Origin of the sequence: Sphingomonas sp. SORGH_AS_0950, from assembly GCF_030818415.1 — a bacterium.
Lineage (GTDB): Bacteria > Pseudomonadota > Alphaproteobacteria > Sphingomonadales > Sphingomonadaceae > Sphingomonas.
On the sequence record NZ_JAUTAE010000001.1, the window covers coordinates 3,596,061 to 3,620,003 of the forward strand.

The following is a 23,943-nucleotide window of genomic DNA, read 5'->3' on the forward strand; positions in this document are numbered from 1 at the left end:
GACCGAAGCCTGCCTCTGAATAGGGACTGCTCGATTATGGGTGAAACACTACGACATAGCCGTCGAGCAGAGCCTGCTGAGGTGGCGCACGCGAGAAATCCAATGTCGTGATTTTTGGACTTTCGCCAATCCGAATTCGAACCTGTGCGCCCTTCACAGTCACGCCCGCATAGGGCGGAGGAGAGAGCGCATACTGTCCGACGTATTTATCGCGACGGAACACCACAATCTTTTGGCCGCCGTGCATGACGTTGCCGCCGTCCGGGAGATAGCGGTAGCGATAATCAAAGATCGTGAATTGGGCGCCGCGGGTGCGGCCAGCCAGCACGAACGTGGCGTGCTTTCTCGAGCAAACGAGCGGCCCGGTGAAGCGGCCGGCAGCGAGGGCTGCCGCTGTAGCTGCCAGACAGATCGTGGAGGACTGGCTTGGATTTGGAGCAGTACCGCCGCTTGTGGAGAGACCACCTAGCAACAGAATCATCGCCGGCATCTTCCTCTCCACCGCGCTTTCCTCGTCTGAGGGAGCATCGACGCTGCCAGAATGTTTGACGGCTTTCCACCCGTTTCGGCCATTCTGCTTCCGGCCAGCCCGTGACGTCGATCCGAAATGGGTACATCTGGCGTTGCCGGGTGCCAACCGATCGAGCAACGACGCAGAGCGTGCAGAACGGCTCTGCGCGCCATCATACGCGCGCAGCTCGTGACGATCGGCCGTAGAGGATCGGAACCATCGCGCGCCGCCGCATCGCGGCGGCTGCCCCGTTTCCGTGTCATCGCCGCCCGACCGGACTCTCCACCATGCCTATCACCAAGGCGCTCACCCACATGCACGCCGCCCTGCAACTGCTCGACGATGCCAAAGCGGACCTCAGCGCGATCTACCTTCAAACGGCGATCGATATCGTCGAGGGCGTACCGCCCTTACAACCTGGCGATCCGTTTGCCGAATGGATCGACCGATGCCTAGTGAATCGAGCCGAGCAAACGGGGATCGATACGGAACGGTTCGTCGGCGGCCACACTGACCCGCGCCATATCGGCATGACGGGGGTTTAGCAGGACATTGCGTTCTTGCGGGACGACGATGCTGGGAACGCGCAGCGCGACGGTGCGGCAATCATCGAGAAAGCGGTCGCCGATCGCCCGGCAATCGGCGTCCCCCTCCGGTACGCTATCCAGCGCCTCGCCCGCGATGGCGTCAGGAACATCAATCGACAGCAGCCGATAATCGTCCGGCACCAGCTCGGGCGGCAGGTCGAGGTGGACCAGCACTTCCAGAACGGCAAGGCTGGCAGTCGCTGCCGCGTAGACCATCGGGCGGCCGGGACTGTTCCACCGGCCGCCGTACAGGCGCGCGCCCTCGCCATCGAGCGCGACATGCGCCCGCTTGCACAACCGATAGAAAATCACGCGGCGATGCCGTGCGCTATCCTGCCAAGCAGTGCTTCCACCGCTCGCGCGCCACGATCGGTATCCGCCATCGCTAGCGGGGTTTCGCCGTCGAGCGCGCGGCTGGGACGGGCGAGCCAACCATTCGCCTTGTCGGCATCGCCGAACACGTCGTTCGCGGTCGCCACGACGCTCACCAGCCGGATGAGCCGGTCGGATTCGCCCTGGTCGAGCGGCTGGGCGGCGTCCTGACGGCGCTTGAACGTGCGGCGGTTGAGGACACTACGATCAATGGCGTTGAACGACAGGCCGGCGGCTGCAAGGAAGTGATCGACCGCGCTGGTCGGCACGCCCCGGCGAACGAGCCGCACCAGATCGCCATCGTCGCGCAGCGGACCGACGACGGCCTCTCCGCCGAGAAGGTCCCTGATCGTCGTCATTCCTGTCATGAGCGCCCCTCGACAATATGCCGAATCATCTTCGGCATATTGCAAGATATGCTCGGAGCGGCGATTGTTCAATGCTGGCGACAGCATGTTGCATCCCGCCCCGCGGATCGGCACAATGGCGGTGCGGTCTGGAAGAGCTGGCACCACACCGTAGGGCTTGTCCTGCCAAGCATGATGCACGCCGACGCCTCGGGTCTGGCGCCTTACCTTGCAAAACCGTTCCTCCGCTATGGGCGGGGCGTTTGGTACTGCCGCGTCGGTTCGTGCGTCCATGATTGTCTTGAAACATCTGCCGTTCGATCCGGCGTGCCGGCTGCGGCACGTCGCACCATGACGGTTCCTCTGCGTCGCCGCTCCGCCAGCAGGCCATCGCGCGAAGCCGATGCCCTGGAGCACCTGTTCCGAACCGAAGCACCGCGCCTGCGCCACTATTTCAGGAGCAGGACGGGGGACACCGAGGTCGCGGCCGACTTGGTGCAAGAAACCTTCCTCAAGATGACCACCTCCACGAACACGCGCATTGTGAACCCAGCGGCTTATCTGCAACGGATTGCGCGCAACCTGTTGGTCGACCTATTTCGGGCACGGCGGAGGCAAGCGCATGAGAAGACTGTTCCCATAGACGAATGCGATCTGGTCTTTCCGCCGTTCCAAGAGGAAATTAGTCGATACGAAGAGGCGATTCGCGGACTCAGTGAGAAGACTCGGCAGGTGTTCCTTCTTCAACGACTCGAAGGGCTGACCTACGAACAGATCAGCGTTCAATTGCGTATCAGTACCGCAACCGTCGAATACCACATGATGCGGGCCCTTGCCCATCTCGATCGCGTTCTGGAGGAAATGTGAGCGGGACAGATTCACAGTCGATACGCGATCAGGCCGCGGCGTGGTCCGCGCGCATGATGCGTTCCGATGCGGACGATCACCGAGCCGAGCTGGAGGCATGGCTGGCAGGGGACGGGACGCATCGCGACGCCTATGAGCGGATCATGCGCCGCTATGATCGCGCCGGTATCCTGGCATGGTCCGGGCTTCGCAAGCCGACCGCTCGACCGCGGCTATGGCAAAGGCTCGGCATGGTCGAGCTGACGCTCCTGGGGATCGCTGGCGGGCTAGGTTCGACAGCCGTGATGATCGCGGCGGTCTCTACCGCCATACACGCCGTCGAGAACTTGACCGAAAAGCCCCGCCCTGGCGCTGGCGCCGAGCGCGCCCGTCTCGCAGACCGTAAAGCCTATCGCGTTGGCACTCGCACCGGCGAGATTCAATCCTTCACCCTGCCGGACGGTTCCAAGGTGGTTCTAGACACCAACGCGCGGCTTGCCGTCGCTTTTGGTGCCAACGAGCGGCGGCTGACCCTCTCCAGCGGCCGAGCGCGGTTCGAGGTGGCTCATGAGAAGCGGCCGTTCGTCGTTGCCGCCGGTAATGGTGAGATCACGGCACGGGGGACCATCTTCGACGTCGATACAAGCAATCGCGGTCAGGTTCAGGTCGCGCTTCTGCGTGGGGCAATCGACGTGGATGTGCGTGAGGGCACGAACCGCGTCCGAGTGGTGAAGCGACTGAGCGTGAATGAGCAGACGGCCTACACCCCCTCCGGTTTCAGCGTGCCGATACAAAGGATCTCCGCAGCCAAGGCGGATTGGCCGAGCGGGGTTCTGGACGTCGAAGGCACGCCCTTGACGAGCCTCTTGGCGCAGGCAAACCGCTATGCCGTTGTTCCACTGACTGCGGGTTCGCCGGACATCGGCGCGTTGAAAGTGTCGGGCCGCTTCCGAATCGATCAACCCGACATGCTCGCCCGCAACCTAGCCGACCTGTTCGGCCTCACGATCAACCATGACCAGCCGGACAAGATCGTTCTTGCAAGAAAAATGTAGCATCCCCGAGCTGCCCCCTAAGGAGAACGCGGCCGTTTCACGTCGAACCCCTTGATGAGACTGTCGAGGGGGATTGAGGTGAACAATCGCGTACTGGCTATCGGGCTGCGTTCCACGTTTCTTGCAAGCGCTGCCATTGCGCTACCGACGCCGCTGGTGGCGCAGACGGCTAGAGCCTTTCACTTCGACATGCCGGCCCAGCCGATGGCAGGAGCGTTGCGGCAGATAGCGCGACAAACCGGCGCACAGATCATGTTCTCGCCAGACGATGTGTCCGGCCTGTCAGCGCCGCGAATGCAAGGCGACTTGGGGGTGGAAGAAGCGGTGCGGCGATTGGTCGCTGGCACCGACCTGATTGCCGAGAAGTCGGCAAGCGCGATTATCATACGAAGGGGACGCAAGACGGCCGCAGCGGAAAGCGAGCAGGAGTACGTTCTTCCGAGCGATATCGTAATTACGGGTTCAAGAATCTCCGGCGTCCCGGTTGCTTCGTCAATTATTTCGATCAAGCGCGAAGACATGCGTAATGCTGGCCAATCGACGCTGGGCGAGGTGGTCCGTGGTATTCCGCAGAGTTTCGGTGGTGGTCAAAATCCCGGTGTCGGATATAACGTACCTGCTGCCGGCGGCGTCGACGTCGGTGGCGGATCGTCTATCAATTTACGTGGTCTGGGCAGCGATGCAACGCTTACCTTGCTTAACGGCCACCGACTTTCTTACAGTTCGTCCCGGCAAAGTGTCGATGTCTCGGCGATACCGTTAGATGCCGTAGATCGGATCGAGATCGTTGCTGATGGCGCATCCGCGCTTTACGGCTCAGATGCTGTCGCGGGCGTTGCCAATATAATTCTTCGGCACGATTTGAATGGATTGGAGACAAGTGCCAATATCGGCCGCTCCACCGACGGCGGTAACTTCAGTCAAAGGTACGGCGCAATTGCTGGTGAGCGATGGAGTAATGGTGGCGTCTTCGCGGCTTACGAGTTCGCACGCAGCACTGCGATTGATGCCAATCAACGCTCCTATGCTGTTCGGCGATCACCTGGACTGACTCTTTTTCCCGCGCTCAAGCATCACAATGCGATCATAAGCGGTTATCAACAGCTCACGTCCAACGTGTCATTTGATCTTGATGCTCTTTACAATGTGCGCTGGTCAGAATCGACCTTCCCGCTCAATGCAACAGGAAATCTCGGTGTCAGCCGCGCCGACAGCGCCTCAGAGGCGCAATCCTGGCTGTTGGCACCATCAGTGCGTTACTCGACGGGCACTTGGGAGTTGTTTCTCACAGGTTCCTATGGGGACGATCGAGTCGATTACGCAACCAGAACCACAGTATCAGGGAAAACGTCGAACGCTGGCAATGGACGCTACACGAATGGCGTGTCGGCTATCGAGGTCGGGGGCAACGGATCGCTGCTCAGTCTTCCCGCAGGCGCGGCGAAACTGGCGATCGGAACAGGCTTTAGATCGAACCGTCTCACCAGTTATAAGGGCTTAGGAAGCTTTCAGAACTTCACTCAATCGCAGAGCAGTTACTACGGATATGCGGAGATCAATATCCCGATCGTCTCACCCGAGCAGGATGTGCCTCGCCTATATCGAGTGAATGTCAGTGGGGCGCTGCGATACGAGAGCTACCCCGGCGTCGGTGCGATCACAACGCCGAAGCTCGGCATTATAGTCGGGCTGTCAAGGGATATTGATATGAAGGCCAGTTGGGGCCGGTCATTTCGGGCACCGACGTTGCTACAACGCTATCAACCGGACAGTGTCGCGCTCGCACGCGCAACAAGCTTCGGAGGGCTTGGCCTACCTGCTGGATCGACGGCCCTCTATCTGTCAGGCGGCAATGGGAATTTGCTACCCGAACGGGCGCGTTCGTGGTCGGGGACTGTTGCTTTCCACCCGGCGGCGCTTCCCCGATTGCGGGCGGAACTCGGCTATTTCGAGACACGCTATGTTGACCGGATCGTGTCCCCGATCAGCCTGACCTCGGTCGCTCTCAGCAATCCCATCTATGCGGACCAGATCACCCGCTACCCGAGCAGCACGGAACAGGCTGCAATTATCGCGAGTGCAGGAACTTTCATCAACGCAGCAGGCGCAGCCTATGACCCATCGAAGGTCGTAGCGATCATCCGTAACAACAATGTCAATGCCGGGCGGCAGACTCTTCATGGCGTCGATGGCCAAATGACCTACAAGCTGCTTGCAACGGAAACCGGGGATGCTCTTTCGATTTTCGTGAATGCTACCTATCTGGTTAGCAAACAGCAACTTAGTGCATCGCAGCCAATTGTTGTTCTTGCTGGCACCCTGTTCAATCCCCCGCATGTTCGGGCGAGGGGAGGTCTGACCTGGAAACATAAGGCATTCCGCGTCACCACGATCGCGAACTATGTTGGTCCTCTGGATGATATACGCAAGACGCCCCCCCTTGGTCTCGCCTCTACGGCTACGTTCGACTTCTCGGTAGGCTACCGCACGGGCGACAGGTCTGGTCCGCTCAAAGGTCTTGAAATCGGCCTCTCGGTCCTGAATGCGTTCAATACCAAACCACCGATGATTGCGACTTCCCTCTATACTGACACACCCTACGACTCGACGAACTACAATCCAATCGGACGCTATATTTCGCTGTCGGTGTCGAAGTCATGGTGACGGTCGCACGGATGGCCGCACGTTGCGGCGCACTTCTGGCCATTGTGACATGCGTCTCCTGGTCCGCGGATGTTCGCGCCGAATGTGCCCCCAAGCTGCCTAGACAGACTGTATCTACGCGCGTTCTGCGAGCCCTGACGTTGCGCGATCTTGTGGCACTTCGCGACATAGGCGTTCCGGACGCAGCAATCGCTACTTCAAGTCCGTTAGCGATCTCTCCCGACGGGCGCAGTGTGGCGTTTCTCATCAATCAGGCCGACCCCGAGACCAATGCATACTGCCGCGCGCTCGTCGTCGCGCCGACCCAGCCGTCTGAAGCGGCCACAATCATCGACAGCGGCGGCGAACTCATCACCCTTCCAAACATCTTGCGAGGAATGTACGTTCCCGGCGGCTTCCCTGCCGTTGTGACACCTGTTTGGTCGCCTGATGGCAAGTGGATCGCGTATCTCAAGCGCATGAATGGCCAAACCCAGGCTTGGCGCGTTCGAATTGACGGTTCACGCGCGGAGATGGTTTCGCCCTTGCAGGGGGATGTCGAGGCGGTCGGCTGGACAAAGGACGGCCGCCGAATCCTCTATTCGACGCGCCCCGGCATTGTGTCGCAGAAGATCGAGATCGAGCGGGAAGGTGATTCCGGTTATCATTATGATGACCGGGTAGTCACCAACTCCGGTCCACGACCTCAAATTCGGGCAGACGCGCCTTTGGTGGTGCTGTCGTCGGACGTTGCATCCGGCATCACGCGTCGGGCGTCGACTGACGAAGCCGCGTCGCTGACGCCGCCAGCGTATCTCGCTCAGCCGGTCAGCGTGGTTTCGCCGGGTGGGCGGAGAGCATGGACCGAGAGGATTGAAGTCAGGCCCGATGCTGCCTTACGTCTCTTTGCTGATGCGAACGGCAAGAAGATACTTTGCGACTATCCCTCCTGTAAGGACGGGATAAGCGGACTCTGGTGGTATGATGATCGCGAGTCGATCCTTTATCAAAGGCGAGAGGGCTGGAACCGTGAAGCGTCCGCCTTCTACCTATGGCGTCCCGGCAAAGGAGCACCTAAGCCTCTATGGCGAACAACCGATGTGATCCAGGGGTGCGAGCCAACCAAGGGTCGCCTCATTTGCCTTTCAGAAAACTCAACAACACCTCGCCACATCATTGCGCTCGATCTGATCCACCAACGAAGTAGCGTCATCTTCGACCCGAACCCTGAGTTCCGTCAAATACGGCTTGGTAGGGTAGTCCGGATCAAGTGGAAGAACGAACGTGGGTTGGAGGCGTGGGGGGATCTCGTTCTCCCGCCCGGATACCGGGGAGCAGCGCCACTACCAATGGTCATCGTCCAGTACCGCAGCTACGGTTTTCTGAGAGGCGGCACGGGCGACGAATATCCGATCTATGCGCTTGCGTCGCGTGGCATAGCCGTCCTTTCGCTCGAACGGCCCCCTTTGGTGACGTCGACGGTCCCGAACCTCACGAGTTGGGACGACATCGTGGCCTATCAGTATCGCAATTGGTCCGAGCGCCGCAGTTTACTGTCCTCCCTCAATTCAGGGATCGCAGCCGCATTGGCAACGGGGTTCGTCGACGGCGATCGAATCGGAATTTCAGGCCTCAGCGATGGCGCAACCGCCACCAGATTCGCCATCATCGACGAGCCGAGACGATTTGTTGCAGCCTCCATCAGCACATGTTGCCTCGACCCCAAAACAGTGATGACCTACGGCGGAATCGCTTGGGCGGAATATAATCGCCGGATGGGCTTCCCGCTTGCAAGCGAAGATCGTCCCGATTTCTGGAAGCCGTTTTCGTTCGTCCCAAACGCCTCGTCTATTACGGTGCCACTTCTTATGCAGCTTGCCGACGATGAATACGTGCTTGCATTGGAAACATTCGAAGCGCTGAGGGAGAAAGGCGCGCCAGTCGAGATGTATGTTTACCCAAACGAGTATCATTACAAATGGCAGCCAGTTCATCGACTTTCTATCTACAAGAGAAACGTCGAATGGTTTTCTTACTGGCTTCGGCCTGAGGGGCGCGAACCGCGACGGGGCGCCGCAGCATTCCAGGAGTGGCGGAAAATGACCAATGATCCCAAAACTAGTAGTCTTGCCAGGAACGTACCCACACCTCTGCGTCAGCGAGGGACATGATCCGGATATAGTCGTGCCCGATGACTGGGCGAGGATCGTCAAATTTTCGTGCGAGCGAGTCTCGATCGACGAGCCCCCTACGGGCCAAAACGCCATGGCAAAGCAGATCACGGAGCACAGGTCGATTATGCTCGAACAACTGCGCGACGAATGAACCGGGAGTGCCCTTGGATCGACGCCAAATGACATCGGACGGGAGATCGGAAGCGAACGCCGCTCGGGCAATATAGCGGCTTCGCGCATCTTGAAACCACAGCCAACTCGCAATCTGCAGGCTGACCTCGACGACCGGCTGCGCAAGCAAGGGCGCAACGGCTGGGGCAGCTCGCAGCGCGTCCAATGTGGCCAGATAGCTTTCGCCAGCCGCGACGAGCGCGACATGGGCCATCCGACCAGGCATTGTGCCAGAACGAGGGGTCAACCAGGTATGATCTGGCGTCGTGCCCACCGACTGCACCTGCGCCGGCAGGAGGAAGCGAGAATCGACCTGCCACCGAAAAGGTCTATGCCGGTCAAGGGCGCGCCCAACTGCTCGTCGCAACACCAACCAAAGGCTCGAATCCGTTAGCTCAGCGATATCGCGTGCCAACCGCCAGAATTCTCGCCTTCCGGCACTATCGAGAATGCAATCCGCAAGTGGCGCCGCAGATTGCATCGCGCCGAAGACATTATCACCTCCGCCTCCGTCGAAGATTGCCGTTGCCCCCATGTCGGAGGCCATGCTCAACGCGAGCCTATCGGACGCCTGGAGAAACGATCGGGCGGATGGGCGGGACGAACGACTCACCGCCGACGCAGTCACGTCGACATCCGTAATCCTCCGCCGAGCAACGATGAGCGGCACACCCAGTCTTTCCGTGACCTGTCGGGCATAACGGGTTTCGTCGCCGCTAGGGTCATCCGTCGTCAAGGCAAGGCAGCCGAACCTGCTGCCACCGGCCGCCAGTCCTGCGGCAACAATGGACGAATCGAGACCACCCGAAAGCTTTAGAATGATCCGAGGATGTTGGGACGCACGGGCAGCAATGCTCGAAATAATTGAGGACTTTAGTAACTGCGTGGCTTCGGCTGCGTCCGTTATGTTCGGCTTGGCCCAATCCCATGGAGTCCAAACAATATCCTTCCGTATGCTGTTTGGGCCGATGAACAATCGCTCGCCGCCCCGGAGTTCCGACACACCGAGAATGCACGTTGCAGCTTCTCGTAAGTCACCGAAAAGCAACTGACGCGTGAGTGCATTCCAGTCGATTTCGAGTCTTTTACCAACAAGCTCTGTCAGCGTGTTGAGATCGGAGAATACATGCGTGATGCCATCGAGCTCGCAAAAGTAGCACGAATAGTCACTCAGCGGAGAGCGTAGAACCGCAATTGATCGTTCCTCTTCGTAGAAAAGTAGCGCAACATAGTTACCCCAGAACGAGGTAAAAATTGAGTCGCCCTGTGAGCGAGAAAGCTCACTCCAAATCGCTTCGCTTATCAAATTTACTGGATTGCCTGTTTCTCTATCAAAAATAGACCCAATGATTATACCATGCCGACTCCTTATTATAGAATCGGAGCCTTGAGAGGAGATATGAAGAATGTTCCAAGCCAGATCGCTATCTGAAGTGAAGCTGTCATAATGCGCGGGCTTTTGATGATAGAGACCTGCCTGTGACAAGACTTGCTTGCTATGGCTGGCGACGGATAGTAGATAGCGATTTATCATCAGATCACTAAAATTGGAGTGAAATCGCGCACGGTATCAATCCGGTCGTTCAGTAGAACCGAACCACTCTGGACCCAGCTATGTGCGGCAAATGGATGGACCTTGACACCGATCACCAGATTGCACGTTATCTCCAACCGCCTGAGCGCTAAGGCGAGTGCAAATGACCGGACGAGGCATTGGTCGAGGGGGGTCATCAATAAGCCGGCCCGATGGAACGGGAGGCTGGCGGTACGAATATCATTGCAGTCCTGCGCCTCGCTCTTGGTACAGTGTATTTTGATCAGGCGCTCCACCATTTTCTTGAGTCCGCGATGCCTCAACTCGAATTTTGTTCGAAGAAGCCATCCGGCCGCAATGAAGACCGCAGTTGCCTTCGAAGGCATGTCACCATCGAGGCAACTGATCTCCGCAGGTGGTAAGCTCGGGCATGGAAGAGGCGCACCAGGGCTATCGTCAGCAAGCAAAATGCCACGGTCGCAAAGAGACGATAGCGCCAGCTTCTCCCTTGTATTCAGCGCTTCTCGGGCGCAAAGCCGCAGAAAAGCCGAATTGGCCGAAGCGCCTAGGCAAAAATAGCGATCGTAATTGATATCTAAGAATACGGCCCGATCACCGACCTTGCAAAACGTGAGGTCGGATCGAAGTTTGTATCCCATCGTTGCTTCCCAAGAGTCAGGCGCACGCTCAAGTAAAGCGTGGGCGCTCTGCAAAAGCGTGCGCCTGCGAGGTTAGTCGTCGGTCAGCCCCATCGCCGACAGACCGTTGGCCTCGTCCGGGATCACACCGAAGGGACCCTTGGTGTCCTCGGAGGCGACGCCGAGGTCGATCACATCGTCTTCACGTTCCATGATCTTCACTCCTTCAACTGATTTGCGGGATTGCCGCATCGCGAATATAACCTGGAAGCATTGTGCATTCAGAATATATTTCTTATTGAAGAGAAATGAATAATCACAATTACATGGCAGCAGGCAGCTAGTTGTTATCTTGCAGCCAGCCATAAATTCTTGAAAATGAACGGCCTCATCGAGAGTCGCGTGCGACTCGAATGATCTTCGGAAGAGCGTTGATACGACGACGATGGAAGGTGCGTAGCATTTTCGTCAGTGTTGGTCGATTATGCTTTAATGCATCCTCTATGTTGTCGATTTCGGTCGCCCCATCGAGAAGAACGGTAGGTTCGACACGATAGAGAACGTGCAAGCGCATTGTGGCACTCATTAGGGCGCGCGATAATTCGGGATTTGGCGGCATATCACTGATAGCCCGAAAGAGAAACAGCATGCGGGCCAGATGATCACCTCGAAAGTGCTCGCGGACTTCGATCCGCCGGCCATTTCTAGTTTTGACGCACTGAAGCGCCAAATGCTCGCTCCAATGCAGCAAATCGCTTGTATATGCGAAGCGGAAATCCGGTACATGGAAGCCGCTGCCCTTGTTCGAACGCAACATCCGTTCGGCCGCTAGTGTGCAGAGAGCCTCCCGAACGGGCGAACTGCTGACACCGATCGACTTGGCGAGCGCATTTATATCAAGATGCTGTCCAGGCTTCAGCGTCCCGGACAATAGCTGCATCCGTAGCGCGATGTAGGCGCGGCCGAACGCGCGTGATGCTATGTTCTCGACACCATCAACATCCGGCAAAAAATCTTCGAGCCAGTCTGCAAGCTTTTGACTATCCATGTCGGCGAACATGACGAGGTGAGTATGTCGGCGAGATATGATTTCGGTGCCGACAGGTCACGGAAATTTCGGTCCAACATCGGTCCATGGCTACGCTGAGATGAACCTTATTTAGATAGCCCTGCCGCCGGGACATACCGGGACCTTCCGGGACAATAACGGTCATAACAGTGAGGTATCGGATCGACGCAGCTTGTGTCCGGTCGCTCCGCATCGTGCGGATTGCGAGTCGGACCGGAACCCATGACCCCTACCAAGCTGCTTGTCGGCCAGATCATTGTCGTTTTCGGGATCGTTATCGCGGGTGTGTGGGCTGCGACCCAATGGGCCGCTGCGATGCTCGGCTATCAGGCGCAACTCGGAGCACCATGGGCGGTCATTGGCCGCGTGCCTGTCTATCGACCCTGGCAGCTTTTCGACTGGTGGTATCACTACGACGCCTATGCGCCGAAGGTGTTCGACAAGGCCGGAGCGCTCGCCGGGGCCAGCGGCTTCCTGGGCTGCGCCTCCGCGATCATCGGGTCGATATGGCGCGCGCGCCAGTCCCGAAATGTCACGACCTACGGCTCATCGCGCTGGGCCACCCGGGTCGAGATTGCGCAAGCGGGGCTGTTCCGCGACGCCGGTGTGTTTCTCGGCCGCCTCGGCAACGATTATCTGCGTCACGACGGGCCGGAGCATGTCATGGCGTTTGCGCCGACCCGCTCGGGCAAAGGCGTCGGCCTTGTCGTGCCGTCGCTCCTGTCATGGATCGGTTCGGTCGTCGTTCATGATATCAAGGGCGAGAACTGGACGCTGACCGCTGGCTGGCGCTCGCGGTTCTCGCACTGCCTGCTGTTCAATCCGACCGATCCGCGGTCAGCCCGCTACAATCCGCTGCTGGAGGTCCGCAAAGGACCGGATGAAGTTCGCGACGTCCAGAATATCGCGGACATTCTGGTCGACCCCGAGGGCGCGTTGGAACGTCGCTCGCATTGGGAAAAAACGTCTCACTCCCTGCTGGTCGGCGCAATCCTCCATGTCCTCTACGCCGAGGAGGAAAAGACCCTCGCACGGGTCGCCACCTTCCTTTCCGATCCGCAGCGGTCGTTCGCGCACACGCTGCGCCGGATGATGGCGACCAATCATCTCGGCACCCCGGAGCATCCGCAAGTGCATCCAGTCGTCGCCTCGGCCGCGCGGGAAGTGCTCAACAAGAGCGAGAATGAACGCAGCGGCGTGCTGTCCACCGCCATGTCGTTCCTCGGCCTCTATCGTGACCCGACGGTGGCGGAGGTCACATCGCGTTGCGACTGGCGCATCGCCGATCTTGTCGACAGCCCGGTTCCGGTAAGCCTCTACCTGGTCATTCCGCCCAGCGATATTTCGCGCACCAAGCCGCTGGTCCGCCTGGTGCTTAACCAGATCGGTCGCCGCCTGACCGAACGGCTTGAAGGCGATCCGCGCAAGAGCCGCAAGCATCAGCTCCTCATGATGCTGGATGAGTTTCCCGCGTTGGGCAGGCTCGACTTCTTTGAGACGGCGCTCGCCTTCATGGCGGGGTACGGCATCCGCGCCTACCTGATCGCGCAATCGCTGAACCAGATCAGCAAAGCCTACGGCGAGAACAACGCCATCCTCGACAATTGCCATGTCCGCATCGCGTTTTCGTCGAATGACGAACGCACGGCGAAGCGGATCTCGGACTCGCTCGGCACCGCCACCGAACTGCGCGCGCAGCGCAACTATGCCGGGCACAGGCTTGCGCCGTGGCTCAGCCACGTCATGGTCAGCCGACAGGAGACGGCCCGTCCGCTGCTGACTCCCGGCGAGGTGATGCAGCTACCACCCGCCGACGAACTGGTGCTGGTGTCCGGCCTTGCACCGATCCGGGCGAAGAAGCTGCGTTACTACGAGGATCGCAATTTCACGTCGCGCGTGATGCCGCCGCCCCGCCTGGACAACGGCGTATATGTCGATCGTCCCCGCCCGCGGCCCGATGACTGGGGCACCGAGACCCGCAGTCCGCATGAAGCGCTACTTGCCGGTGAGGACGACAGCCTCGGGCTCGATGAAGCTGAAGGCGGGCTCCAGCAACAGCGTCATCCCGGCCTCGCCGAACATGCCAGCCTAGTTGAGCCGGACGCGGCCCCCATCATCGACCCCAACGGCGACGATGACAGCGATTCCGTAGCCGACAAGCAGGCCATCGATCGGGTGCGCGGGCTGAACGCTGTCAGCCGCGCCTACGCCATCAACGAAGGTTCAGATCGCGGCGACGATCTGCTGCCGAGCTTCTGAGGGGCTGCACAATGCGCAACCGCGACAAGAACCGCTATCAACTCTATCTCGAACCGCATCTGGCCGAGCGTCTGGAGCAATTGGCAGCGAGGCCGGGCGTATCGCGCTCCGCGATCCTGGTCGAAGCCTTGGACGCATGGTTCAGCCGGCAGGGCAGCAACGAACTCGACGAGCGGTTCGGGCCGCGCCTCGATCGCATCAGCAAGCAACAGGCTCGCACACAGCGCGACCTACTGGTGGTGCTCGAAAGCCTGTCGCTGTTCGTGCATTACCTGTTCTGCCTTCACGCCCAGCTTCCCGAACCCGACGCCGCCGCACGCGCGATCGGTCGAGATCGCTTCCAAAAGTTTGTCGATCAAGTCGGCCGCCAGATCGGGGGCACGCCGGCGTTGCCGGATGACAAGCCCGGATCGGAGGCGGTGCGATGACCGGCACCCTCCCGCCCGAAACCCACGACCGTCGCCGTCGCATGTTGCGTACTGCCATGGGACCCGAGATCGCGGCGGCGTTGGGCGATCCGCTTGTGGTCGAGATCATGGTCAATCCCGATGGCGCGCTGCGCCTCGATCGGCTTGGCGAGGGGCGTATCAATACCGGCGTTTCGATCGCCGCAGGGGAGGTCGAACGTATCGTCCGCCTGGTCGCAAGCCACGCCGGGGTGGAAGTCCATGCCGCTGCCCCCATCGTCAGCGCCGAGTTACCAGAAGGCGAGCGGTTTGAGGGGCTGTTGCCGCCAGTCGTTGCGAAGCCCTGTTTTGCCATCCGCAAACCGGCCCTCCGTATCCACCGATTGCACGATTATGTCGCCGAAGGGATTATGTCGGCAGGCGCGGCGCGTGTGCTGTCGACCGCGGTTCTCGAACGCAAGAACATTCTCGTCGCCGGTGGTACATCGTCCGGCAAGACCACACTTGCCAACGCGCTGCTGGCGGAGATGGCGACCCTTGATGAACGGGTCATCCTGATCGAAGACACGCGCGAGCTGCAATGCCCGGCGCCCGATACCGTCGCGCTGCGCACGCGACCCGGCGTGGTCGGCATGACCGACCTGGTACGCTCGACACTGCGTTTGCGCCCCGACCGCATCGTGGTCGGTGAGGTTCGCGGCCCGGAAGCGCTCGACATGCTCAAGGCATGGAATACGGGTCATCCGGGCGGAATCGCGACCGTCCATGCCAATTCGGCACGGGCAGCCCTCACGCGCATTGAGCAACTCGTTGCCGAGGCGACCGTCACTGTTCCCCGCCACCTGATCGCCGAGGCGATCGATATGGTGGTCTTCCTCTCCGGTAGGGGCTCCGGCCGCAGGGTCGATACCGTTGCCGAGGTCGGCGGTGTCGATGCGCAGGGCGAATACGCCGTCAACCACCTCACTTTCCCACCCCATGATGGAGCTACGTTATGATCGTCGTTTCGACGCGCCGCATGCGCGCGCCCATCCCACTGCTTCTTGCGGCCGCTGTTGCATGGCCCGCCACCGCCTTCGCGGCAGGCTCGGGTATGCCATGGGAGGAACCGCTTCAGCAGGTCCTTGAGTCCGTCCAGGGCCCCGTCGCCAAGATCGTCGCGGTTCTTATCATCATTTCGACCGGCCTCGCGCTCGCGTTTGGCGAGACCAGTGGTGGCTTCCGAAAGCTGATCCAGATCGTCTTCGGATTGAGCATCGCCTTCGCGGCAAGCTCCTTCTTCCTGTCCTTCTTCAGCTTCGGCGGCGGAGCGCTGTTGGCATGATGTCGCCTGGCTCCATCGTCTCGGCCGGTCCCGCCTCAGACTCGATCGATGGGTTCGAGGTGCCGCTTCACCGCGCACTCTCCGAACCGATCCTGCTCGGCGGCGCGCCGCGCGGGATCGCGATCATCAATGGCACCCTGGCCGCGGCGTTGGGGCTGGGCCTCCAACAATGGATCGCGGGTGCGGTGCTTTGGATGGCCGGGCACAGCCTCGCGATCTTCGCCGCCAAGCGTGACCCGGATTTCGCTGCCGTCACCATCCGCCACCTCCGCCAGAAAGGGCATCTTTCATGCTGAACCTGCGTGAGTATCGCGCGACTGCGGATCGGCTCGCCGACCACTTGCCATGGGCCGCGCTGGTCGCCCCCGGCATCGTGCTGAACAAGGACGGTGGATTCCAGCGCAGCTTTCGATTCCGCGGCCCGGACCTCGAAAGCGCGACGGAAGCCGAATTGGTATCGGTTGCCGCCCGTGCGAACAATGCGCTGCGTCGACTAGGCGAGGGATGGGCATTGTTCCTCGATGCCGAGCGCGTCGAGGCCCAGGACTATCCCCATAGCGATTTCCCCGATCCGGCATCCTGGCTGATCGATGAGGAACGCCGTGGTCATTTCGACGGCCGCCGGGGACAGCATTTCGAATCCCGCTATCACCTCACGCTTTTCTACCTCCCCGCGCCCGATGGCGTCAGCCGCGCCGAGCGGGCGGTATGGGAAAGGGACGACCGCTCCGGTTCTCGCGACTGGCGGCAGGAATTGCGCGCCTTCGTCGCCGAGACCGACCGGCTATTCGACCTGCTGAACGGCGTCTTTCCCGAGATCAGCCCGCTCGATGATGAGGAGACACTGACCTTCCTCCACGGGTGCATCTCGACACGCCGGCACAAGGTCGCAATGCCCCCGACCCCGATGTATCTCGACGGCTTGCTGGTCGATACGCCAGTCATCGGGGGCATCGAACCGACGCTGGGCGACCGGCATCTCCGCACGATTACGGTGCTGGGCTTTCCAGCCGCATCCCGTCCCGCCCTCCTCGACGCGCTCAACCATCAGGACTTTCCATACCGCTGGACCACGCGCTTCATCGCGCTCGACAAGCCGGCTGCGACCAAGGCGCTGACCCGCATCCGGCGGCAATGGTTCAACAAGCGGAAATCGGTCGTCCAATTGTTGCGCGAGGTCATGATGAACGAGCCGGTGCCGCTGACCGACAGCGACGCCGACAACAAGGTCGCCGACGCTGACCTCGCCTTGCAGGCGCTTGGCGGCGATCATGTCGGCTTCGGCTATCTGACGACCACGATCACCATATCGGATGAGGATGCGGGCGCGGCCGATGAGAAGGTCCGCATCATCGAGCGGATCGTCAATGGGCTGGGGTTCACCTGTATCCGTGAGTCCATCAACGCGCTCGAAGCGTGGTTGGGGTCGCTCCCGGGCCATGTCTACGCCAACGTGCGACAGCCTTTGGTTCATACGCTGAACCTGACCCATCTGATGCCCCTGTCATCGGTATGGGCGGGGCCGGCGGCAGATACGCATCTCGCCGGACCACCTTTACTCTACGCCGAAACATCCGGCTCCACGCCCTTCCGCCTGTCCGCCCATGTCAGCGATGTGGGGCATATGCTGGTGGTCGGGCCGACCGGCGCCGGCAAATCGGTGCTGCTGGCCCTGCTTGCTCTCCAGTTCCGGCGCTATGCCGGATCGCAGGTGACGATATTCGACAAGGGCTTGTCGGCACGCGCGGCAGTGCTCGCGATGGGCGGTCAGCATCACCGGCTTGGTGAGGGTGGCGCGCTCGCGTTCCAGCCGCTCGCCCGGATCGACGAAGCCCACGAACGAAGCTGGGCGGCCGACTGGCTGGCGGGGTTGCTCGCGGCCGAGAAGCTGGTCGTGCTTCCCGACGTCAAGGATATGGTGTGGTCGGCGCTCACCAGCCTCGCGGGTGCCCCCGCGCCTGAGCGCACGCTGACCGGCCTTTCGGTGCTGCTCCAGTCCAACGCCATACGATCTGCCCTCCGTCCCTACACGCTCGAAGGGCCGTTCGGACGGTTGCTCGACGCCGCTGAAGACCGGCTGACGCTGGCCGACGTTCAGTGCTTCGAAACCGAGGCGCTGATGCACATGCCGGCGGTGGTCGCCCCTGTGCTGACCTGGCTGTTCCACAGGCTTGAATCCCGGATGGATGGGCGGCCCATGCTGCTGATCCTCGATGAAGCCTGGGTTTTCCTCGACAATCCGCTGTTCGCCGAACGTATCCGCGAATGGCTGAAGGTGTTGCGCAAGAAGAACGTCTCGGTCGTCTTCGCGACACAGAGCCTCGCCGATATCGCTGGCAGTTCGATCGCGCCGGCCATTATCGAAAGCTGCCCCCAACGCATCTTCCTGCCGAATGACCGCGCGGTCGAACCGCAGGCGCGTGACGCCTATGTCCGGTTCGGTCTCAATGGCCGGCAAATCGAGTTGATCGCACGGGCGACGCCAAAGCGGCACTATTACCTCCAGTCGCGGCGCGGCAACCGGCTGTTCGATCTCGCTCTGGGTCCGATCGCCCTTGCGCTTGCCGGCTCGGCTGACCCGGCGACCCAAACGCTGATCGACACGCTGATCGCAGACCATGGCGATGACGGCTTTCTTGCCGCCTTTCTCCGCGCACGCGGCCTCGGCTGGGCGGCGGACCTCCTTCCTCATTTCCCCCACGCGGCCCCGCGCCGCCCGATCCAGCAGGAGCTTGCTTTATGACCCGACGTAAACTTGCAGCCGCCGGCGCCACGATCGCGCTGCTCGCTGCCACACCGACCCAGGCGCAGTTCGGCGGGATCGTGTTCGACCCACGCGCCTATGTGCAGCATCTCCTTGTTGCGTCGCGTACACTCCAGCAGATCAACAATCAGATCCAGTCGCTCCAGAATGAGGCGACGATGCTGCGCAACATGGCGCGCAACCTGTCGCGACTGGACGTATCGTCGCTGACCGCGATCACGTCCGACCTCAAGCGGATCGACTCGCTGATGGGCCAGGCCCAGAACCTTGGCTATCAGGTTGCGCAAACTGACCGGCTGTTCCGGCAGCATTTCGCGACGCCCGATGCGGCGCAAAGCGCGGCCCAGATCACTGCGGACGCCAAGACCCGTTGGCAAGACGCGATGGATAGCTTCCACCAGACGATGCAAGTGCAGTCGAGCATTGTCGAATCGGTGCGGGCTGACAGCGCCGAACTGAGCAAGCTGCTCGCCGCGAGCGAAGGGGCCGAGGGCAGCCTTCAGGCCCAGCAGGCATCCAACCAGCTCACCGCCCTCGCGATCAAGCAGCAGATGCAGCTTCAGTCGATGATGGCGGCGCAATTCCGCGCCGAGGCGCTGGAGAAGGCCCGCGCTGCCGCCGATCAGGAAGCCGCCCGCGCGGCGTGGACCCGCTTCGTCGGCACCGGCGATGCCTACACCCCCCGATAAGCGGCGCGCTCGGAAGGGATGAAACCATCATGACTCCGACCATCCCCGTCCTGCCGCAGTCGTGGAAGGGCCTCCTGCCGCCCCTGTGTCCGGAAGTGTGCCATGGCTGATCCGGGCGCCCCTGACCTCAACGTCATCGACCAGTTCGTTACCGTCTTCAGTCACTATATAGACTCAGGGTTCGGACTGCTTCGCCCGGACGTAGGGTTCCTGACAACGACGTTGATCGGGATCGATATCGTACTGGCCGGATTATGGTGGTCGCTCGATGGCGAGAACGATATTCTCGCGCGGCTGGTCAAGAAGATACTCTATGTCGGTGTCTTCGCGCTGATCCTCAACAACTACCAGCACTTCACCCAAATCATCTACGAGTCATTTTCCGGGCTCGGCCTTCATGCCAGTGCGAATGCCATGTCCGCGCAAGACTTGCTTAAGCCGGGCAAGATCGCCGGCACCGGATTCAAGGCGGCACAACCACTTCTCGACCAGGCCGGCAAGCAGATCGGCTTTTACGTGCCGGCTCTTGCGGCAGCGGCCGTGATGGTGGTGGCGTGGCTGCTGGTGGTGTTGGCGTTCTTCATTCTGGCTATCCAGCTCTTCATCACGATCGTCGAGTTCAAGCTGACCAGCCTTGCCGGGTTCACGCTGGTTCCGTTCGCGCTCTGGAACAAGACAAGCTTCCTTGCCGAACGGGTTCTTGGGAACATCATATCGTCTGGCATCAAGGTGATGGTGCTGGCTGTCATCATCGGCATTGGATCGAGCTTCTTCCATGACTTCATCGCCACGTCGAACGGCGCGGAGATCGACACGGCGCAAGCCATGTCGCTGGTTCTCGGCGCGCTCGCATTGCTCGGCCTTGGCATTTTTGGACCCGGGATCGCGACAGGGCTGGTGTCAGGGGCACCCCAACTTGGCGCGGGCGCGGCTGTCGGCACAATGGGAGGTGCTACACTAGCGACAGGCGGGGCCGCCATGCTGGGTGCGCGTGCGGCCATTACCGCCGGATCGGGCGGCATGGCGGCTATCCGGGCGGGCACGGCGATGGGAGCGGCAACGCAAACGGCGTGGCGCTCAGGTCAGGCCGCAGCCGGTGAACATAGCATATCGGCCGGTTTCGACGGGTTGGCCTCCGCCGCCAAGGGGGCCGCTGGACATGCCGCGACGTCCACGTTCTCTCGTGTCCAGCAGGGCTTGAGCGACAGCGCGCAACGGGGACGCGATGCCGCCATGGCGGCTCTGGGCGGCGAATCGCCAAGGGCGGGCGCTGGAGCGGAAGGGAGCGGCGAGCCGGCGAAGGACGATGCGGCCCCGAACAGGAGTGCCGACTCAAGCCCACCGCTTTGGGCCCGCAAGATGCGATCCGAGCAGACCGCCCGTCACCGAGTTCATGCCGCGATGCAGATCGTCAAGGAAGGCGATCGTCCCGGCGCGCCCGCCAACCCCGACCTCAGCGACAAGGAGAATTGAACAATGATCTTCAAGCGCAATCCTCAGCGCTATGGACGGACCCCCGAGCCGGAGACGCCCTATCAACGCGCCGGGCAACTCTGGGACGACCGGATCGGCTCAGCCCGCATCCAGGCGCACAACTGGCGGCTGATCGCCTTCGGTTGTCTCACGCTCGCTGGCGGTCTCGCCATAGGCAATGTCTGGCAATCCCTGCAAAGCCGGGTCACACCCTATGTCGTGGAGGTGGATCGGCTTGGCGAACCGCGCGCGGTCGCGCCGGCCATCCAGAACTACCGGCCGACAGATGCCGAGGTCGCATGGCAACTCGCACGCTTCATCACCGACGTTCGGTCGGTCTCGACAGACCCGGTGCTGGTCAAGAAGAACTGGTTGGAAGCCTATGACTTCGTAACCGACCGCGCGGCGCAGTTTCTCAACGACTATGCGCGCGCCAATGATCCGTTCTCGAAGATCGGCGAGCGTAGCGTGTCCGTACAGGTCACAAGTGTCGTGCGTGCGTCCGACACCAGCTTTCAGGTTAAATGGATCGAGCAGACCTATGAGCGGGGCTCGCTCGCCGGCACGACACGATGGACGGCAATCCTCTCCATCGTAATGCGACCCCCGAAGAACGCCGATAGCTTGCGCCGCAATCCGCTCGGACTGTTCGTGAACGCCATCGACTGGACCAAGGAACTGGACAGCGGCGGTTCTGCGCTGGCTGCAAACCCGACGCCCACGATGGCGCAGCCGGTGGCCGCACTCTCCTCGCCGATCGCACCGGTGCCCACGCCGACAAATCCACCGTCCAGCAATGAAGGAGGCAATGTCCAATGATCCGCCTGTCCGCCATCGTGACGCTGGCGATCCCGACCGCAGCGTGTGCTACTCAAGCGACGCCCCCGACGATCGCCCATGACCCCGCGGCATTCAGTCCCGCGGTCGTGCAACAGGAGCCAGCTGCACCGATCCGCATCGTGGAAGTGCCGAAGCCGCTGCCGCTTCCCGGTCAACTCCTGCCACGTCCGACGGTCCGGTCCGATACCCTCACGCCCAGCGAGCGTGTCGCCGCTGCAAACCGGGCGGCCACCCGCGAACCGACCACTGCTGGCTACGTTAATGCGGTGCAGGTCTATCCATGGGCCGATGGCGCGCTTTACCATCTCTACACCGCGCCCGGCCGCATCACCGATATCGCGCTTCAGCCGGGCGAGACGCTGGTATCCGTTGCGGCGGGCGATACGGTACGCTGGGTTATCGGGGACACCAGTAGCGGCACCGGCGAAACCGCGCAGGTGCATGTACTGGTGAAGCCCTTTGCCGCTGGCCTCGCGACGAACATGGTCGTGACGACTGATCGGCGAGCTTATCATATCGCACTCGACAGCACCGATCGCACGGCGATGGCCGCCGTATCATGGACGTACCCGCAGGATCAGCTTGTCGCCCTTCGGCGTCAGAATCAGGCGGCACGGGAAGCGCAGCCGATCGCCGATAACGTCGCCATCGCCGACCTGCACTTTGGCTATGCCATTAGCGGGGACAAGCCGTCGTGGCGGCCCTTGCGCGCCTGGGATGACGGCGCAAAGGTCTATATCGAGTTCCCGGCCCGGCTCGATCAGGCGGAGGCGCCCCCGCTGTTCGTGCTGTCACCGACCGGCGACGCGCAACTGGTGAACTACCGGGTAGCCGGGAACCATTACATCGTGGATCGTCTGTTCTCAGCCGCCGAATTGCGCCTTGGCGAGAAGCCGCAGCAGGTCGTGCGGATTATCCGCACCGACGACAAGCGGGGCAACAGGTCGTGAGCGGCGAGTCCGACATGATGGTCGATGAAAGCGCTGTCGCCGTGCCGCCGCCCAAGGCAAATGTCGATACGTTGACCCTCCGCGCCCGTCCGCGCCGCGTGGTCCGCTTTCGCCGCAGCATATTGATCGGTGCGGCAGGCGGCGGATCGCTTGCCTTGGCGGGGCTGGCCTGGCTTTCGCTCGGTGGTCACCGGCTCCATATCGCTGCATCGCCGGACGAGCAGGCAGTGTCCGAGCGACGGGTGCCGACAGATGCCGTTGCCAACCTGCCGGACAGCTATAGCCGGGTGACGCCATCCACACCTATCCTCGGCCCGCCATTGCCGGGTGACCTCGGGCGGCCGATCCTCGAACGGCAACGCGAACTCGCTGCCCAGGGCGGCGAGACTGGACAGACCGAAGGGGCGGCACCGGCGCAATTGCCTCCCGCGCAAACACCCGCGGCTCAGGCCGCGGAGGCGGAGCGACTTCGGCGCGCCGATCAAGCTCGTGCTGCGCGCGAAGCTGGGGTGATGGTACAATCGGCGGGCCGCAACAAATCGCCATCCGTTGCCACCGCTTCTATAGATGACGCCGCGATTGCAGCACCTTCGATCGCCAGCGCGGGTGGTATGCCGACGGCTAGTCTCGGCACCGCTTCAAACAGCCAGCAGCCGAAGCGCGATTTCGTCAACCAGCGGGCGGACACGACCGTCAATCCGCATCGTCTCGAAGAACCGGCATCGCCCTGGATGGTCATGGCCGGCAGCTCGATAGCGGCCAGTCTTATTACCGGCCTCGATTCCGATCTTCCTGGCATGGTGGTGGCGCAAGTGACGGAGAATGTTTGCGATACCGCCAGCGGGCGGTTCCTGCTGGTGCCGCAGGGATCGCGATTGATCGGTAGCTACGACAGTGTGGTGGCGTTCGGCCAAAGCCGGGCATTGCTGGTATGGCAGCGGATCATTCTGCCCGATGGATCGTCGCTCCAGTTCGACAACCTGCCGGCGACCGATGCCGCGGGCTATACCGGCCTCGCCGACAAGGTGGATTTCCACACATGGCGGCTTCTGAAAGGCGTCGCGCTGTCGACCCTGCTCGGCGTCGGCACGCAGGTATCCATCGGCGGCGATGGCGATTTGGTTCGCGCGATACGCGAGGCAACCCAGCAATCGGCAAGCCAGGCGGGCCAGCAGATCGTCACCAAGCAGCTCGCGGTCCAGCCGACGATCCGCATCCGGCCAGGATGGCCGGTCCGCGTGCTAGTTCATAAGGATTTGATTCTCCGCCCATGGGGCGGACGGTGATGGA

22 protein-coding genes are annotated in these 23,943 nt (G+C 61.3%); 15 read left to right on the forward strand and 7 right to left on the reverse strand.

The annotated features are described in order from the left end of the window. Positions 1-34 precede the first annotated feature (34 nt). The 3 genes from QE385_RS16345 to QE385_RS16355 form a co-directional block, all read right to left on the reverse strand. On the reverse strand, positions 35-490 hold the full coding sequence (locus QE385_RS16345) for a hypothetical protein (protein ID WP_307103630.1): 456 nt from the start codon (positions 488-490) through the stop codon (positions 35-37). A gap of 473 nt (positions 491-963) precedes the next feature. Next, on the reverse strand, positions 964-1,410 hold the full coding sequence (locus QE385_RS16350; RefSeq protein ID WP_307103632.1) for an RES family NAD+ phosphorylase: 447 nt from the start codon (positions 1,408-1,410) through the stop codon (positions 964-966). Further along, a complete protein-coding gene (locus QE385_RS16355) occupies positions 1,407-2,018 on the reverse strand; it encodes an antitoxin Xre/MbcA/ParS toxin-binding domain-containing protein (RefSeq protein ID WP_307103634.1) in 612 nt (203 codons plus the stop codon). The genes QE385_RS16350 and QE385_RS16355 overlap by 4 nt, the downstream gene beginning before the upstream one ends. Between QE385_RS16355 and QE385_RS16360 the strand changes: the two genes are divergently transcribed. The 4 genes from QE385_RS16360 to QE385_RS16375 all read left to right on the forward strand — a co-directional run bounded on the left by QE385_RS16360 (position 2,010) and on the right by QE385_RS16375 (position 8,532). Continuing rightward, the gene (locus tag QE385_RS16360) at positions 2,010-2,684 is read left to right on the forward strand and encodes an RNA polymerase sigma factor (RefSeq protein WP_307103636.1); all 675 of its coding nucleotides are present in this window, start codon (positions 2,010-2,012) and stop codon (positions 2,682-2,684) included. The genes QE385_RS16355 and QE385_RS16360 overlap by 9 nt on opposite strands. After that, the gene (locus tag QE385_RS16365; RefSeq protein ID WP_307103637.1) at positions 2,681-3,718 is read left to right on the forward strand and encodes a FecR domain-containing protein; all 1,038 of its coding nucleotides are present in this window, start codon (positions 2,681-2,683) and stop codon (positions 3,716-3,718) included. Before QE385_RS16360 ends, QE385_RS16365 begins: the two co-directional genes overlap by 4 nt. A gap of 78 nt (positions 3,719-3,796) precedes the next feature. After that, the gene (locus QE385_RS16370; protein ID WP_307103640.1) at positions 3,797-6,382 is read left to right on the forward strand and encodes a TonB-dependent receptor; all 2,586 of its coding nucleotides are present in this window, start codon (positions 3,797-3,799) and stop codon (positions 6,380-6,382) included. A gap of 11 nt (positions 6,383-6,393) precedes the next feature. Then, positions 6,394-8,532, forward strand: coding sequence for an Atxe2 family lasso peptide isopeptidase (locus QE385_RS16375; RefSeq protein WP_307104776.1), 2,139 nt, complete (start codon positions 6,394-6,396; stop codon positions 8,530-8,532). On the opposite strand, the gene QE385_RS16380 is transcribed toward QE385_RS16375, so the two are convergent. The 4 genes from QE385_RS16380 to QE385_RS16395 all read right to left on the reverse strand — a co-directional run bounded on the left by QE385_RS16380 (position 8,480) and on the right by QE385_RS16395 (position 11,938). After that, positions 8,480-10,240 (reverse strand): asparagine synthetase B family protein, encoded by a 1,761-nt coding sequence (locus QE385_RS16380; protein WP_307103642.1) that lies wholly within the window; start codon positions 10,238-10,240, stop codon positions 8,480-8,482. The genes QE385_RS16375 and QE385_RS16380 overlap by 53 nt on opposite strands. Next, complete coding sequence (locus QE385_RS16385) at positions 10,240-10,899, reverse strand: lasso peptide biosynthesis B2 protein (RefSeq protein WP_307103644.1); 660 nt, start codon at positions 10,897-10,899, stop codon at positions 10,240-10,242. The genes QE385_RS16380 and QE385_RS16385 overlap by 1 nt, the downstream gene beginning before the upstream one ends. Before the next feature lie 72 nt (positions 10,900-10,971). Beyond that, positions 10,972-11,091 carry a benenodin family lasso peptide gene (locus QE385_RS16390; RefSeq protein WP_307103646.1) on the reverse strand — a complete coding sequence of 40 codons (120 nt, stop codon included), beginning with the start codon at positions 11,089-11,091 and terminating at the stop codon, positions 10,972-10,974. Between the two features lie 175 nt (positions 11,092-11,266). Next, positions 11,267-11,938 carry a GntR family transcriptional regulator gene (locus tag QE385_RS16395; RefSeq protein ID WP_307103649.1) on the reverse strand — a complete coding sequence of 224 codons (672 nt, stop codon included), beginning with the start codon at positions 11,936-11,938 and terminating at the stop codon, positions 11,267-11,269. A 231-nt stretch (positions 11,939-12,169) separates the two neighbouring features. Between QE385_RS16395 and QE385_RS16400 the strand changes: the two genes are divergently transcribed. The 11 genes from QE385_RS16400 to QE385_RS16450 all read left to right on the forward strand — a co-directional run bounded on the left by QE385_RS16400 (position 12,170) and on the right by QE385_RS16450 (position 23,939). Continuing rightward, complete coding sequence (locus QE385_RS16400; RefSeq protein ID WP_307103651.1) at positions 12,170-14,206, forward strand: conjugal transfer protein TraG; 2,037 nt, start codon at positions 12,170-12,172, stop codon at positions 14,204-14,206. Positions 14,207-14,217: 11 nt separating this feature from the next. Then, on the forward strand, positions 14,218-14,634 hold the full coding sequence (locus tag QE385_RS16405) for a CopG family transcriptional regulator (protein WP_307103654.1): 417 nt from the start codon (positions 14,218-14,220) through the stop codon (positions 14,632-14,634). Further along, positions 14,631-15,611 (forward strand): P-type conjugative transfer ATPase TrbB, encoded by a 981-nt coding sequence (gene trbB, locus QE385_RS16410; RefSeq protein WP_307103655.1) that lies wholly within the window; start codon positions 14,631-14,633, stop codon positions 15,609-15,611. Before QE385_RS16405 ends, trbB begins: the two co-directional genes overlap by 4 nt. A 20-nt stretch (positions 15,612-15,631) precedes the next feature. Beyond that, positions 15,632-15,937 carry a TrbC/VirB2 family protein gene (locus tag QE385_RS16415; protein WP_307104778.1) on the forward strand — a complete coding sequence of 102 codons (306 nt, stop codon included), beginning with the start codon at positions 15,632-15,634 and terminating at the stop codon, positions 15,935-15,937. Continuing rightward, entirely contained in the window at positions 15,934-16,233 is a 300-nt protein-coding gene (locus QE385_RS16420) for a VirB3 family type IV secretion system protein (protein WP_307103657.1), read from the forward strand. Before QE385_RS16415 ends, QE385_RS16420 begins: the two co-directional genes overlap by 4 nt. After that, entirely contained in the window at positions 16,227-18,680 is a 2,454-nt protein-coding gene (gene trbE, locus QE385_RS16425; RefSeq protein ID WP_307103659.1) for a conjugal transfer protein TrbE, read from the forward strand. Before QE385_RS16420 ends, trbE begins: the two co-directional genes overlap by 7 nt. Further along, entirely contained in the window at positions 18,677-19,390 is a 714-nt protein-coding gene (gene trbJ, locus QE385_RS16430) for a P-type conjugative transfer protein TrbJ (RefSeq protein ID WP_307103661.1), read from the forward strand. Before trbE ends, trbJ begins: the two co-directional genes overlap by 4 nt. 102 nt (positions 19,391-19,492) lie before the next feature. Beyond that, positions 19,493-20,863 carry a P-type conjugative transfer protein TrbL gene (gene trbL, locus QE385_RS16435; RefSeq protein WP_307103663.1) on the forward strand — a complete coding sequence of 457 codons (1,371 nt, stop codon included), beginning with the start codon at positions 19,493-19,495 and terminating at the stop codon, positions 20,861-20,863. A 3-nt stretch (positions 20,864-20,866) separates the two neighbouring features. Beyond that, a complete protein-coding gene (gene trbF, locus QE385_RS16440) occupies positions 20,867-21,682 on the forward strand; it encodes a conjugal transfer protein TrbF (RefSeq protein ID WP_307103665.1) in 816 nt (271 codons plus the stop codon). Beyond that, positions 21,679-22,653 carry a P-type conjugative transfer protein TrbG gene (gene trbG, locus QE385_RS16445; RefSeq protein ID WP_307103667.1) on the forward strand — a complete coding sequence of 325 codons (975 nt, stop codon included), beginning with the start codon at positions 21,679-21,681 and terminating at the stop codon, positions 22,651-22,653. The genes trbF and trbG overlap by 4 nt, the downstream gene beginning before the upstream one ends. A 14-nt stretch (positions 22,654-22,667) precedes the next feature. Next, positions 22,668-23,939: a TrbI/VirB10 family protein gene (locus QE385_RS16450; protein WP_307103670.1), complete on the forward strand. Its 1,272-nt coding sequence runs from the start codon at positions 22,668-22,670 to the stop codon at positions 23,937-23,939. Positions 23,940-23,943: the final 4 nt, after the last annotated feature.

Bases quoted from the DNA above. Each gene is read 5' to 3' on its own strand.
- QE385_RS16415 (WP_307104778.1), top strand. From the start codon at position 15,632: ATGCGCGCGCCCATCCCACTGCTTCTTGCGGCCGCTGTTGCATGGCCC.
- trbL (WP_307103663.1), top strand. From the start codon at position 19,493: ATGGCTGATCCGGGCGCCCCTGACCTCAACGTCATCGACCAGTTCGTT.
- QE385_RS16375 (WP_307104776.1), top strand. From the start codon at position 6,394: ATGGCCGCACGTTGCGGCGCACTTCTGGCCATTGTGACATGCGTCTCC.
- QE385_RS16345 (WP_307103630.1), bottom strand. From the start codon at position 490: ATGCCGGCGATGATTCTGTTGCTAGGTGGTCTCTCCACAAGCGGCGGT.
- trbF (WP_307103665.1), top strand. From the start codon at position 20,867: ATGATCTTCAAGCGCAATCCTCAGCGCTATGGACGGACCCCCGAGCCG.
- QE385_RS16395 (WP_307103649.1), bottom strand. From the start codon at position 11,938: ATGTTCGCCGACATGGATAGTCAAAAGCTTGCAGACTGGCTCGAAGAT.
- QE385_RS16400 (WP_307103651.1), top strand. From the start codon at position 12,170: ATGACCCCTACCAAGCTGCTTGTCGGCCAGATCATTGTCGTTTTCGGG.
- QE385_RS16420 (WP_307103657.1), top strand. From the start codon at position 15,934: ATGATGTCGCCTGGCTCCATCGTCTCGGCCGGTCCCGCCTCAGACTCG.
- trbJ (WP_307103661.1), top strand. From the start codon at position 18,677: ATGACCCGACGTAAACTTGCAGCCGCCGGCGCCACGATCGCGCTGCTC.
- QE385_RS16450 (WP_307103670.1), top strand. From the start codon at position 22,668: ATGATGGTCGATGAAAGCGCTGTCGCCGTGCCGCCGCCCAAGGCAAAT.
- trbE (WP_307103659.1), top strand. From the start codon at position 16,227: ATGCTGAACCTGCGTGAGTATCGCGCGACTGCGGATCGGCTCGCCGAC.
- QE385_RS16405 (WP_307103654.1), top strand. From the start codon at position 14,218: ATGCGCAACCGCGACAAGAACCGCTATCAACTCTATCTCGAACCGCAT.
- QE385_RS16390 (WP_307103646.1), bottom strand. From the start codon at position 11,091: ATGGAACGTGAAGACGATGTGATCGACCTCGGCGTCGCCTCCGAGGAC.
- QE385_RS16380 (WP_307103642.1), bottom strand. From the start codon at position 10,240: ATGATAAATCGCTATCTACTATCCGTCGCCAGCCATAGCAAGCAAGTC.
- trbG (WP_307103667.1), top strand. From the start codon at position 21,679: ATGATCCGCCTGTCCGCCATCGTGACGCTGGCGATCCCGACCGCAGCG.
- trbB (WP_307103655.1), top strand. From the start codon at position 14,631: ATGACCGGCACCCTCCCGCCCGAAACCCACGACCGTCGCCGTCGCATG.
- QE385_RS16360 (WP_307103636.1), top strand. From the start codon at position 2,010: ATGATGCACGCCGACGCCTCGGGTCTGGCGCCTTACCTTGCAAAACCG.
- QE385_RS16385 (WP_307103644.1), bottom strand. From the start codon at position 10,899: ATGGGATACAAACTTCGATCCGACCTCACGTTTTGCAAGGTCGGTGAT.